Raw genomic sequence first — 12,728 nt, forward strand, 5'->3', positions numbered from 1 at the left:
GAGTAGTAGACAATGCCAAAACGTACTGACATTAAAAGTATTCTAATTCTAGGTGCTGGCCCGATCGTTATCGGGCAAGCATGTGAGTTCGATTACTCTGGTGCTCAAGCTTGTAAAGCGCTTCGCGAAGAAGGTTACCGAGTTATTCTTGTAAACTCGAACCCAGCGACCATCATGACTGACCCAGACATGGCTGATGCAACTTACATCGAGCCTATCCAATGGGAAGTTGTTCGCAACATCATTGCGAAAGAGAAGCCAGATGCAGTTCTACCTACAATGGGTGGCCAAACGGCACTTAACTGTGCACTAGACCTAGAGAAACACGGTGTTCTTGAAGAGTTCGGTGTAGAGATGATTGGTGCAACGGCTGACGCTATCGATAAAGCAGAAGACCGTTCTCGTTTCGATAAAGCGATGAAGTCTATCGGCCTTGAGTGTCCACGCGCTGATACTGCGAAAACCATGGAAGAAGCTTACGGCGTTCTAGATATGGTTGGCTTCCCATGTATCATCCGTCCATCATTCACTATGGGTGGTACTGGCGGTGGTATCGCATACAACAAAGAAGAATTTGAAGAAATCTGTCGTCGTGGTCTGGATTTATCTCCAACCAACGAGCTTCTAATCGATGAATCTCTTATCGGTTGGAAAGAGTACGAGATGGAAGTAGTTCGTGACAAAGCGGACAACTGTATCATCGTATGTGCGATTGAAAACTTTGACCCAATGGGCATCCACACGGGTGACTCAATCACAGTTGCACCAGCACAGACGCTAACAGACAAAGAATACCAATTAATGCGTAACGCATCTCTAGCAGTACTGCGTGAGATTGGTGTTGAAACGGGTGGTTCTAACGTACAGTTTGGTATCAACCCGAAAGATGGCCGTATGGTTATCATCGAGATGAACCCACGTGTATCTCGTTCTTCTGCTCTTGCGTCTAAAGCGACAGGTTTCCCAATCGCTAAGATTGCAGCGAAACTGGCTGTGGGTTACACATTAGATGAATTGCAAAATGACATCACGGGTGGCGCAACACCAGCATCATTCGAACCAACAATCGACTACGTAGTAACTAAGATTCCTCGTTTTAATTTCGAGAAATTTGCAGGTGCTAACGACCGTCTAACGACGCAAATGAAGTCTGTTGGTGAAGTTATGGCTATCGGCCGTAACCAGCAAGAGTCTCTACAAAAAGCACTTCGCGGCCTAGAAGTTGGCGCGACAGGCTTTGACGAAATGGTTGACCTAGATGCGCCTGACGCACTAACAACAATCCGTCACGAACTAAAAGAAGCTGGCGCAGAGCGTATTTGGTACATCGCGGATGCATTCCGTGCGGGTATGTCTGTAGATGGCGTATTCAACCTAACGCAAATCGACCGTTGGTTCCTAGTTCAAATCGAAGACATCGTTAAGCTTGAGCAAGAACTTAAAGCGAAAGGCTTTGCTGGTCTGAACAAAGACGAGCTAAACAAGCTTAAGCGTAAAGGTTTTGCGGATGCACGCCTATCTAAGATTCTAGGTGTAGCGGAAAGCGAAATCCGTCGTCTACGTGACCAATACGATATCCACCCAGTTTACAAGCGCGTTGATACGTGTGCGGCTGAGTTCTCTTCAGACACGGCTTACATGTACTCATCTTACGATGACGAGTGTGAAGCGAACCCAACAGACAAAGACAAGATCATGATTCTTGGTGGCGGTCCAAACCGTATCGGCCAAGGTATTGAATTTGACTACTGTTGTGTACACGCATCACTAGCTCTACGTGAAGATGGCTACGAAACTATCATGGTTAACTGTAACCCTGAGACTGTTTCAACGGATTACGACACATCTGACCGTCTGTACTTCGAACCTGTAACACTGGAAGACGTACTAGCAATCGCTCGTGTTGAGAAGCCAAAAGGCGTTATCGTTCAGTACGGTGGTCAAACACCACTGAAACTGGCTCGCGCACTTGAAGCGGCTGGCGTGCCAATCATCGGTACTAGCCCTGACGCAATCGACCGTGCAGAAGACCGTGAGCGTTTCCAAGTTGCTGTTGACCGTCTAGGTCTTCTACAGCCAGAGAACGCGACAGTAACAACAATGGAACAAGCGGTAGAGAAATCTCGCGAAATCGGCTTCCCATTGGTTGTACGTCCTTCTTACGTACTTGGTGGTCGTGCGATGGAAATCGTATACGATGAGCAAGACTTACGTCGCTACTTCAACGAAGCAGTAAGCGTATCGAACGAATCTCCAGTTCTTCTTGATAGCTTCCTAGACGACGCAGTTGAAGTGGATATCGATGCTATCTGTGACGGTGAGCGCGTAGTTATCGGCGGTATCATGGAGCACATCGAACAAGCGGGTGTTCACTCAGGTGACTCAGCATGTTCTCTTCCTGCTTACACGCTAAGCCAAGAAATCCAAGACGTAATGCGTGAGCAAGTTGAAAAGCTGGCGTTCGAGTTGGGTGTTCGTGGCCTAATGAACACGCAGTTTGCTGTTAAGAACAACCAAGTGTATCTAATCGAGGTTAACCCTCGTGCAGCACGTACGGTACCGTTCGTATCTAAAGCAACTGGCGCACCAATTGCTAAGATTGCAGCACGTGTAATGGCGGGTCAATCGCTAGAGTCTCAAGGCTTTACGAAAGAAATCATCCCACCTTACTACTCAGTGAAAGAAGTGGTACTTCCATTCAACAAGTTCCCAGGTGTTGACCCACTATTAGGCCCAGAAATGCGCTCTACTGGTGAAGTTATGGGTGTTGGTGCAACGTTCGCAGAAGCTTACTCTAAAGCGGAATTGGGTTGTGGCAACATCTACCCAGAAGGCGGCCGTGCACTTCTTTCTGTTCGCGAAGGCGACAAAGAACGCGTTGTAGACCTAGCGTCTAAGCTATCTAAGCTCGGTTACCAGCTAGACGCAACACACGGTACAGCAGTGATTCTTGGCGAAGCGGGCATCAACCCACGTCTAGTAAACAAGGTACACGAAGGGCGTCCTCACATTCTTGACCGTATCAAGAACAACGAGTACACCTACATCGTGAACACTGCAGCTGGCCGTCAAGCGATTGAAGACTCTAAAGTTCTTCGTCGTGGTGCACTTGCTGAGAAAGTGAACTACACAACAACGCTAAACGCAGCGTTTGCAACGTGTATGGCTCACACCGCTGACGCGAAGACGACAGTAACTTCTGTTCAAGAGCTACACGCGCAGGTTAAAGCTTCTCAAGCTTAATTTGTCTTAGCTTAGCTAACTGAACTGAAGTTAGCGGATATAAATGCTCAAAGCCCACTCTTCGGAGTGGGCTTTTTTATGTCTGTGATACAGCGTTAGTTAAATGATGAATATTTGGAATAGGTTAAAATCTTGTGTTTCGTTATTGATCGCCTGCTCAGGATGGTAAGTTGTCGCTACACGAGACTTTGAGGCGTAGGGAATATGGAAATCACTCTGGAAATATTGGCTATCTTGTTTGTTGTCGCAACGGCTGCGGGTTTTATCGATGCGATGGCCGGCGGTGGCGGGCTACTGACTTTGCCAGCACTACTCGCTGCGGGAGTCCCACCGACACAAGCCCTAGCAACTAACAAGCTTCAAAGCTCTTTCGGCAGTTTTTCCGCAAGCTGGTACTTCGTGCGTAATGGTATCGTGAGTATCAAGGAGATGCGCCTCGCCATTTTGTGTACCTTCATTGGCTCGGCGATTGGTGCAGAACTCGTTCAGTTCATTGATGCGAGCTTATTGACCAGTGTGATCCCACTGCTGCTGATCGCGATCTCACTCTACTTCCTATTAGCGCCACAAACCAAGGCCTCTGAAGGAAAACAGAAGATCTCTGAAGCGATGTTTGCTTTGTGCGTTGGTGGTGGTGTTGGCTTTTACGATGGCTTCTTTGGACCAGGTACTGGCTCTATCTTTACTGTCTGCTTTGTTGCAATTGGTCACTTCTCTTTAGTCGATGCGACCGCACGCACCAAGGTGTTGAACTTTACCTCTAACATCGCTGCGCTGCTCTTCTTTATTTTGGCAGGCTTGCCAATCTGGGAGCTCGGCTTAGTGATGGCAATTGGCGGCTTTATGGGGGCTCAGCTGGGCGCGAAAGTGGTGGTGACAAAAGGGCAGAAGTGGATTCGCCCCTTGGTGATCGTGATGTCGATGCTCATGGCGTCTAAACTGCTTTGGGAACAGCATCAACAATGGATTCTATCAGTGTTTTAACTCGTGGAGACTGGTAGCTATTTGGTCTTACACAGACATGAATCGGCCGGATTAAGCCCGCTAATTCCTGGAAGCTATACAGATATTGAGACTCAATATTGAGTGTTTTGACGATCGAGAGCGGAATTAAAGCAGGACCAGTTCCACCTAGTGCAAGCTGCGCCGCGGCAGTGTAGGCATCCATCTCCATCAAAGGTTTAATACCAAATTTTTCTAATACTGAGAGTTGGTAAGAGTTGGCGGGGTTAGTCATATCATTAGTGATGACTTTGGGTGGAAGCTCGTTTAACGGCAATTTACTTACAATGAAAAAGGGCTCGTCGAACAGATGAAACGTCATCAATCCATGATGCGGCGGCAACAAGCCTGCGCATAACCCTAGGGTTGCCTTGCCGGACTGAACTCGCTCGATGATTCTGGGCGTGTGGTTGGTGGTTATCGTGATGTATTTATCTTGTTGGATAAACTGTCCCATCATTTCACCTAAATAGCCGGCTATCAGAGACTTAGAGCTGTCTAAGGTAATGAGAGTCGTATCTTCTAACTCTTGCTGTTCATAAATAAGACCACGAAGTTCATTGAACGTAGGACCAATACTCTCGATCAGTGCTATCGCGTCTGGCGTGAGTTTTATCTGACGACCGCTCGGCTCAATCAGCTTTTTCCCCAACTTCTTTTCTAAGTTAGCAATCCGTTTGCTTACCGCTGATTGGCTGATATACAGCAGGCTGCCAGTGCGGCTCATGGTTTTGGCTTTACTCAAAACCAAGAGAGTTTCGATTCCTTCGAGTAGCATTTGATGATATTCATGAAAGTTGGGAATGATACGTCCAACTTATCTCAATCAAGGCTGTTGCTCTAGCTTTTGTTTACGAGTTCTTGAACCAAGCTGGCGATTCTTGAACCGTAGTATTGAGCCGTGAGTAAGTCATTGTGGTTAACGCTATCTTCACCATCATCGATACTAGACACCAAACCAATATTTGAACCAGTGCGGTTTAACCCTAAATTATCTGTATGTCTTGAGGCGTCTAAGCCAACCCAAACCATTCCGTGCTGACAAGCTAGAGTGAAAAAGCTAAGCAGGGTTTGTTGTTGCTCTCCGTTAAGACTGCCTCCAGTGGTGAAGCCAGCAGCGAGTTTATTTCGCCATAACTTCTTGCAGTAGTTGTCACTGCTCGCATCCATAAAGCTTTTAAACTGAGCGGCAGGTGAACCCATGTAGGTTGGAGCCCCAAAAACGATCGCATCACAACTGTCTAGGAGTTTGAGCTTTTCGTCGTTGTCATATCGGCCTTCAATGATCTCCGAAGGTAGCACTTCGATGAGTAGGGCTGAGTCAGGTAGCTGTGTGTTTACACCCTCAGCGAGCAGTTCTGCGACCTGCTTAGTTGCGCCGCATTTAGAGAAGAAAACAATTCCAATTTTATTACTGCTCATGCTAGAACCCTCATTGTTAGTAAATGAACATGTTTATAAAGTCATTCGTTTACTAATATAGCTCGTCAATCAATTAAGTAAATAAAAAACATTACTAAGCCGGGGCGGAAGTGGCTTGAGGCGGATAAGCAGAGCAGGAGTCTGAGGTGGCAAGATTAAAAAAGGCCCCTAAGTGGCTGTCTCTTATACACAAATCCCTAAGCCACGCTTGGGGATTTTTTTTGAACTATTTTTAGGTTTCATGATCTGATCATCTAAGCAATGACAAGGATGATTATCATGACCTATATAGAGCCAACCCTTTGGGCACAAAAACAGTTCGGTCAAGCCCACCTTAATGACCCTAGACGCACTCAAAGACTCGTTGCTCTCGCAGCCTCACTGGCCGAGCAGCCTGGCGTACCCGTCTCGAAACTCATTATATCCCCTGCTGAAATGGAAGGGGCTTATCGCTTCATCCGTAATGAGCAAATCAAAGCAGAAGATATCGCAGAAGCGGGTTTTTATGTCACCGCACAAGAAGCATTAGAGCAACAAACACTTCTTGCCTTAGAAGACACCACTTCTCTCAGTTACTCCCATCGCAGCATTCGAGATGAACTCGGGCACTCTAATCAAGGCAATCGACATCGCGCCATGTTTGTACACTCAACCTTACTTTTTGCTCCCGACACTCAATCTGTTATTGGTTTAATTGAACAACAGCGCTGGACTCGTGATATAGAAAAGCGAGGTCAAAGGCACCAGCATGCGACTCGACCATACAAAGAGAAAGAAAGTTATAAGTGGGAACAAGCCTCTCGCCATGTCGCTGAGCGACTTGGCGATAAAATTTCGGATGTCATTTCTGTGTGCGATAGAGAAGCCGACCTATTTGAATACCTCACTTACAAGCGAGAGCAACAACAAAGGTTCCTCGTTCGCTCAATGCAAAGCCGCTGTATTGAAGAGCACGATAATCGTCTTTATAGCTATGCTTCTACCCTGTTATCAGCCGGAGAGAAAGTGCTCGAAATACCGCAAAAAGGCGGTCGTAAAGCTCGCAAGGCTCATTTAGATATCAAATATGCCCCCGTGACACTCAAGTCTCCTGCTAACAAGAAAGAGTTCGATAACATTCCGCTTTACTACGTGGGATGTATAGAACAAGGAGAGAGTGGTAATAAGCTCGCATGGCACTTACTGACTTCAGAGCCGATAACGAGCAAGGAAGAGGCACTCAAAATCGTCAGTTATTATGAGCGGCGCTGGCTGATAGAAGATTTTCATAAAGTCTGGAAAAGTGAAGGGACTGAAGTTGAGCAACTGAGAATGCAAAGTAAGGATAACTTAGAAAGGCTCAGCGTCGTTTTGGCTTTTATCGCGACTCGGTTACTCCAGTTGAGGTTTATGAATGAATCAGACGAGTTATCTAAGAGCAGTTGTGAGCAGATATTAAAAGGCAAAGCGTGGAAGTTAATGTGGCTCAAGTTGGAGAGCAAAAAACTACCGAAAGAAGCGCCTAATATATCATGGGCTTACAACGGTATTGCTCGGTTAGGTGGTTGGAAGAATACCAAGCGAACAGGTCGCGCTTCTATAAAGACGTTATGGCAAGGATGGCTTAGGTTACAAACCATCCTTGAAGGGTATGAACTCGCCAAGTCTCTTGATTAACCAGACTTGTGATCAAGAGACAGCCTAAGTGGAGCCCTTTTCTTTTTAGCGATAGCTTATTTTATCGCGAAAGTTGGTAACGATAAGTGCCAACGAATGGCGCCAAGTCTGATCAACAATGTAGAGAATACGCCAGCTAGGAAGGCCGTCTCTGAATCGTGGCCCATGCGAATAGCCATAGTGTGGAATGCACCGCCGATGATACAAGCGGTCGCGTAGACCTCGCTTCGCAGGATCATCGGTACTTCACGGGCAAGTACGTCACGAATAATACCGCCGCCACAGCCTGTAATTACGCCCATGATGATGGCAACCAATGCTGAGTCTTGATAAGCCAATGCTTTTTCAACACCAATACCAACGAACACGGCTAAACCTATGGCGTCACAGACGGGTAGGATCCACCATGCCAAACGCTTGGGGCGTCTCACGATGATCATAGTTAATAAACAGGTAACGATAATGACCCAAAGATAGGTGGTATCGGTTATCCAAAAAACAGGAGTAGCACCCAGTGCCATGTCTCGAATTGTACCTCCGCCAATAGCGGTTACACTGCCGAGAACGGCGACACCAAAAGGGTCCATTTTTAGGCGTCCAGCAACAAATACGCCTGAGATAGCAAAGATGGCAGTGCCAAATAAATCGATAATATAAAGCAGCATGGAGTCCATGATACTGGTGCTCTTATTGTTAAAATTGTAGGGACAGGTCGGTGGCGAATTGTACGAAAAAACAGACTAAAAAGTTAGTGATTTTCTCGGACTCTATCGAAGTAATCGCACACTTGCTGGATAGCTTGCAAAGTTCTTGTGGTTGGTCGGTTAATCCAGTCTGAATTGAGCGACCATATCTGATTTTTAGCGACGGCTGGGATCTCTTCCGCCCACGATTGCCACATGGTTCCATTCTCAATAGCGTGCTGAGAAGTGAAGATCACTTGCGGTTTATTCAGCACAACTTGCTCAATACCGACTTGCGGGTAGGGTGAAGCGCTGTCTTCAAAAATATTTCGGCCGCCACAAAACTCAAATACTTCACTTGGCCAGTGTCCTTGTGCCACGGTGATAATAGGTTTTTCACTTAGCTGGTAGAAGTAGCTGACAGGCTCCGCATCTTTGTATTTTAGCCTTAATGCGTTGAGCTGCTCTTTGTATTGCTTAGCATTATTCTCACCGATACTCGGATCGCTGGCGTATTGGCTAAGTTGCTCTATATTGGTCGCGATGCTGTCTAGGCTTTTGGTTTTCGAGTAATAAATATTAAAGCCAAACTGCTCCAGTTTCGCCAGTTCTCTCGGTGGATTACCCGCTGGCCAAGCAAGGATAAGATCTGGCTGAAGCGCGATGATTTTCTCAACCTTGATACCTTGATAGTTTGCCACTTTTTCTAGCTTATCGGCTTGTGGTGGGTAATCACTTCGTTCACTCACAGCAACTAAGTTATCGCCTAAACCCGCACTGTATGCGAGCTCTGTGGCGTGAGGGGCTAAGCTGACCACGCGTTTTGCCTTAGTTACTTCGGTTGCAAGCGTGCTTGGTATCCATAAGCTAAAGCTGATCGCGAAAGTTGCACATGATGTAACAAGTTGAGAGGGTTTCACTTTAAATCCCTTGGTGAATAATGAGTAAGGCTAAGCTTTGTAAGAATATCCAAATAGCGATGCGTCCAAATAGCAGCTTTTGAACCTGTGATAAGTGCAGTGCGGATGGGGCGATTCTTCCGCCTAATTTTGCGCGAATGGCTTTGGTATCGTTGTAAATAGCCGGACCACCGAGTGATAGCTCAAGCTTATTGCCTACTGCTGTAATCAACCACGCAGGGCCTGGCAGAGGCCAAGAGCGACTTTGAGTTAGCATCATCTTAAGTGTGTGAGACGCTTTATCACCGCATACGATCATCAAAGCAAATAAACGCATTGGGATAAATTCAAGGATCGCGACGATTTTGATGGCTGTTGAGCCAAAAGGAGAGAACTGCTTGCGACTTGGTGACCAAGCTCGAGCTAATTCGATAATCAGGCGATACATCAACGCCGCGATTCCGCCTCCGATGGCGTACCAAAACAGCACACAAACCACATTGCGACCGTAGCCCATGATGATGGTCTCAGCCCCAGCTTTCCCAAGCCCTAGTGACGATAGTGAATCCGTTTGACGATTGACAATCGGAGCCAGCAATTGACGCGCAGTCACTTTATCTTCTCGGCTAAGTGTTTTAATGAGCTGGTTTGCCAGCTTTTCATTATTACGCCAATCAATGGCGAGCAGTAACAAAGCCAGTTGAAACAGCTGAGTCTGCCAAACCAAAGGTTGCAGTGCCAAGAGAAGAATCAGAGCTGGAAGTACCATTAATCCCCAGGCTAAGGTGCCAGAGATCAGGCTTTGGGAATAGTTTTGGTTGTTATTAACCTTGCTTGCTAAAAGCTCAGCAAACTTATGCCATAAGGTCGTGGGGTGTGCGGCATGAGGGATAGGTAGAATCAAATGAAAAAGCAGTGCTCCCCACATTACAAGGAGCACGCCATTTGCAAATACCTGATCAAACAGTGTTTGCATGCTTAGTCGCTTACTTTAGTAGGGCAACCATTTTGATAACCATTTCAGAAGAGCTTTGTGCTGCTAGTGGCAGGAACTCTTCAAAACTCATTGGTGATTCTTTGTCTGCAACGTCAGAGATTGCACGAACAACCACAAATGGTACTTGGAACTGGTGACAAGCTTGAGCAATCGCAGAAGCTTCCATTTCTACAGCAACCACAGATGGGAAGTGTTTACGGATGAACTCTTGGCGTTCTGCTGTGCAAACAAATGCGTCGCCAGTACAGATAAGGCCACGAACCGCGTGCTTGTCTTCCATTTGAGCTAGCGCTTGCTCAGCTACTTTCATCAGGTTCTCGTCAGCTTTGAATGCAGCTGGTTGACCTGCCATCTGGCCGATTTCGTAACCGAAAGCTGTTACGTCCGCGTCGTGGTGACGTACTTCTGTAGAGATAACTACATCGCCAAGGTTTAGAGTTGAATCAAAACCGCCAGCAGAGCCCGTGTTTAGAACGACATCTGGTTGGTATTCGCTTAGTAGGATAGAGGTACCAACAGCCGCAGCTACTTTACCAATGCCTGATTGAAGCAAAACAACGTCAACACCATTTAGCTGACCAGAGAAAAAGGTACAACCGCCTTTATTAACTTCAGTAATGTCTGAAATAGCTGCTTTTAGGATCGCAACTTCTTGCTCCATTGCGCCAATGATGCCGATTTTCATGTGTAGTCTCTTAATTAAAAAATATTTAAACAGTAGAGCGAAATTGTAGCATGGATAAGAAGCGTCGAGCGACTGCCCAGAAGCACTTCTCATCCGAATAGTGTGGATTTACTCCAGTATTCTTTGTCTATTTGATTAGACCTTCGCTTTGCAAGCTAGCACGAAGTTGTTCTGCTCGTTTACGGTTCACACCAAAGTCAGAGTAGCCAGTGCGGGACTCTGAACGAACGATGAGCTTGTCTCCATCGACTTTTAACTCAAGGTCATCGACAAAGCGCATGATGCGTGATGTGCACTCAACACGCAGGTAATCATCGGTTTTGTTGGCCGTTTTCGCGCCCGGCAAAGTCAAAGCGACTTGCTCAATGGCATCAAGGCTTGCTGAATCGGATAGCTCGTATGCAGCCAAAGCGTGTTGTTCACGGTCATCTTGTGTTGATACGCAATTTGGTTTGTCACCACAAGGTGATGAAGTTCTGTTTTTCATGTCCGTAATCCCTTGGCTGCAAGCGGTTAAAGTTAAAAGTGATAGCGAGAGGAGAGCGGCTTTTTTCATAGTGTTTCCTATGGCGAATTTTAGTTTTAATTGTAGTTCTCGGTATTGGTTAATTTTCGATTGTTTTACGTATTTTTTATTATGCCGTTAGTAAACGTATCGAACTTAAAAAAGGATCCATATGCGGATCCTTTTTTATAGTAACGAACTGAGTAATAAAGGAAACCTAATCACACTTCTAGATAATCCAATATCCCTTCAGCGGCTTTGCGACCTTCATCGATAGCGGTCACCACTAAATCTGAGCCGCGAACCGCATCGCCACCGGCAAAGATTTTGCTGTTGGTGGTTTGGTACTGAAACTCTTGCTGGCCGGGTGCTTTAATTCGGCCCCATTGATCAAGCTCGACACCGAAAGGTTCTAACCATTCCATAACGTGAGGTTGGAAACCAAATGCCATGATCACGGCATCGGCTTCAAGAATGTGCTCACTGCCTTCAACAGGTTCTGGGCGGCGACGGCCTGCTTCATCAGGTTCACCTAATGCGGTTTTCACGACTTTAACGCCAGCAACATGCCCAGAACTATCAAGCTCTAAGCCGATAGGCTGGAGGTTAAACTTGAACTTCACGCCTTCTTCACGTGCATTCTTCACCTCACGGCGAGAGCCCGGCATGTTGGCTTCATCTCGACGGTAAGCACACACCACATCTGCCGCATTCTGACGAATAGAGGTTCGAACGCAATCCATCGCCGTATCACCACCACCAAGCACGACGACTTTCTTACCTTGCATATCGATAAATGGGGTTGGGTTGTCTAGTTCCATGACCTTGTAGGTATTAGAAATCAAGAATGGCAGAGCATCATAAACGCCCGGAGCATCTTCATTATCTAGACCTGCACGCATGTTCTTATAAGTGCCGACACCAAGGAAAACAGCGTCGTAATCATCGACCAGCTCTTGAAGTTGAATGTCTTTGCCAACTTCGATATTCATTCGGAACTCAACACCCATCTCGCTAAAGATGCGGCGGCGATTCTCCATGATACCTTTCTCAAGCTTGAACGATGGAATACCAAACGTCAGTAGACCGCCGATCTCCGGATAGCGGTCAAACACAACAGCTTTTACGCCATTGCGTACCAAGATATCAGCCGCCGCTAGACCTGCCGGCCCTGCACCGATGATCGCGACCTTTTTATCGGTCCATTCAACGTGAGACATGTCAGGCTTCCAACCCATCTCAAAGGCTTTGTCGGTAATGTACTTTTCAATATTGCCAATGGTTACTGCACCGAAATCGTCATTGAGGGTACAAGAGCCCTCACACAAGCGGTCTTGAGGGCAAACTCGACCGCAAACCTCAGGCAGGCTGTTGGTTTGGTGAGACAGTTCAGCGGCTTCGATAATACGCCCTTCATTGGCAAGCTTAAGCCACTGAGGGATGTAGTTGTGAACAGGACATTTCCATTCACAGTATGGGTTGCCACAGTCTAAACAACGGTCTGCTTGCGCTTTCGCTTGCTGTTTAGTGAAAGGTTCGTAGATCTCTACAAACTCAATCTTACGTATCTTGATTGGTTTCTTCGCTGGGTCTACGCGATTCACATCAATAAATTGGTATACATTCTGGCTCATTA

General features: G+C 46.6%; 11 protein-coding genes. 3 read left to right on the forward strand and 8 right to left on the reverse strand.

What is annotated here, in order from left to right:
• The first annotated feature begins 12 nt into the window (after positions 1-12).
• Both carB and OCV52_RS02245 read left to right on the forward strand, forming a co-directional pair.
• Positions 13-3,243: a carbamoyl-phosphate synthase large subunit gene (carB, locus tag OCV52_RS02240; protein ID WP_128162012.1), complete on the forward strand. Its 3,231-nt coding sequence runs from the start codon at positions 13-15 to the stop codon at positions 3,241-3,243.
• Positions 3,244-3,447: 204 nt separating this feature from the next.
• On the forward strand, positions 3,448-4,227 hold the full coding sequence (locus OCV52_RS02245; RefSeq protein WP_137407873.1) for a TSUP family transporter: 780 nt from the start codon (positions 3,448-3,450) through the stop codon (positions 4,225-4,227).
• Here the strand turns inward: OCV52_RS02245 and OCV52_RS02250 are convergent.
• A complete protein-coding gene (locus OCV52_RS02250; protein WP_137407874.1) occupies positions 4,178-5,023 on the reverse strand; it encodes a LysR family transcriptional regulator in 846 nt (281 codons plus the stop codon). The two genes, OCV52_RS02245 and OCV52_RS02250, sit on opposite strands and share 50 nt — an antisense overlap.
• A 62-nt stretch (positions 5,024-5,085) precedes the next feature.
• The gene (locus tag OCV52_RS02255) at positions 5,086-5,667 is read right to left on the reverse strand and encodes a flavodoxin family protein (protein ID WP_137407875.1); all 582 of its coding nucleotides are present in this window, start codon (positions 5,665-5,667) and stop codon (positions 5,086-5,088) included.
• 279 nt (positions 5,668-5,946) lie between these two features.
• Between OCV52_RS02255 and OCV52_RS02260 the strand changes: the two genes are divergently transcribed.
• Entirely contained in the window at positions 5,947-7,323 is a 1,377-nt protein-coding gene (locus tag OCV52_RS02260) for an IS4 family transposase (RefSeq protein WP_261900842.1), read from the forward strand.
• A 56-nt stretch (positions 7,324-7,379) separates the two neighbouring features.
• Here the strand turns inward: OCV52_RS02260 and OCV52_RS02265 are convergent, their stop codons facing one another.
• From OCV52_RS02265 to OCV52_RS02290, 6 genes are all read right to left on the reverse strand, one after another.
• Positions 7,380-7,997 carry a TRIC cation channel family protein gene (locus tag OCV52_RS02265; RefSeq protein WP_061033370.1) on the reverse strand — a complete coding sequence of 206 codons (618 nt, stop codon included), beginning with the start codon at positions 7,995-7,997 and terminating at the stop codon, positions 7,380-7,382.
• A gap of 74 nt (positions 7,998-8,071) precedes the next feature.
• Positions 8,072-8,926 (reverse strand): vitamin B12 ABC transporter substrate-binding protein BtuF, encoded by an 855-nt coding sequence (gene btuF / locus OCV52_RS02270; protein WP_008222870.1) that lies wholly within the window; start codon positions 8,924-8,926, stop codon positions 8,072-8,074.
• 1 nt (position 8,927) lies between these two features.
• Positions 8,928-9,881, reverse strand: coding sequence for a cobalamin biosynthesis family protein (locus tag OCV52_RS02275; RefSeq protein ID WP_137408242.1), 954 nt, complete (start codon positions 9,879-9,881; stop codon positions 8,928-8,930).
• A gap of 10 nt (positions 9,882-9,891) precedes the next feature.
• Positions 9,892-10,587, reverse strand: coding sequence for a 5'-methylthioadenosine/S-adenosylhomocysteine nucleosidase (gene mtnN, locus OCV52_RS02280; RefSeq protein WP_004741524.1), 696 nt, complete (start codon positions 10,585-10,587; stop codon positions 9,892-9,894).
• 127 nt (positions 10,588-10,714) lie between these two features.
• Positions 10,715-11,143 (reverse strand): DUF1499 domain-containing protein, encoded by a 429-nt coding sequence (locus OCV52_RS02285; protein ID WP_137408241.1) that lies wholly within the window; start codon positions 11,141-11,143, stop codon positions 10,715-10,717.
• A gap of 170 nt (positions 11,144-11,313) precedes the next feature.
• Positions 11,314-12,726, reverse strand: a complete 1,413-nt coding sequence (locus OCV52_RS02290; RefSeq protein ID WP_137408240.1) for an FAD-dependent oxidoreductase — start codon at positions 12,724-12,726, stop codon at positions 11,314-11,316.
• Positions 12,727-12,728: the final 2 nt, after the last annotated feature.

Origin of the sequence: Vibrio chagasii (assembly GCF_024347355.1) — a bacterium.
Taxonomy (GTDB): domain Bacteria; phylum Pseudomonadota; class Gammaproteobacteria; order Enterobacterales; family Vibrionaceae; genus Vibrio; species Vibrio chagasii.

Bases quoted from the DNA above. Each gene is read 5' to 3' on its own strand.
- carB (WP_128162012.1), top strand. From the start codon at position 13: ATGCCAAAACGTACTGACATTAAAAGTATTCTAATTCTAGGTGCTGGC.
- OCV52_RS02245 (WP_137407873.1), top strand. From the start codon at position 3,448: ATGGAAATCACTCTGGAAATATTGGCTATCTTGTTTGTTGTCGCAACG.
- OCV52_RS02250 (WP_137407874.1), bottom strand. From the start codon at position 5,023: ATGCTACTCGAAGGAATCGAAACTCTCTTGGTTTTGAGTAAAGCCAAA.
- OCV52_RS02255 (WP_137407875.1), bottom strand. From the start codon at position 5,667: ATGAGCAGTAATAAAATTGGAATTGTTTTCTTCTCTAAATGCGGCGCA.
- OCV52_RS02260 (WP_261900842.1), top strand. From the start codon at position 5,947: ATGACCTATATAGAGCCAACCCTTTGGGCACAAAAACAGTTCGGTCAA.
- OCV52_RS02265 (WP_061033370.1), bottom strand. From the start codon at position 7,997: ATGGACTCCATGCTGCTTTATATTATCGATTTATTTGGCACTGCCATC.
- OCV52_RS02275 (WP_137408242.1), bottom strand. From the start codon at position 9,881: ATGCAAACACTGTTTGATCAGGTATTTGCAAATGGCGTGCTCCTTGTA.
- mtnN (WP_004741524.1), bottom strand. From the start codon at position 10,587: ATGAAAATCGGCATCATTGGCGCAATGGAGCAAGAAGTTGCGATCCTA.
- OCV52_RS02285 (WP_137408241.1), bottom strand. From the start codon at position 11,143: ATGAAAAAAGCCGCTCTCCTCTCGCTATCACTTTTAACTTTAACCGCT.
- OCV52_RS02290 (WP_137408240.1), bottom strand. From the start codon at position 12,726: ATGAGCCAGAATGTATACCAATTTATTGATGTGAATCGCGTAGACCCA.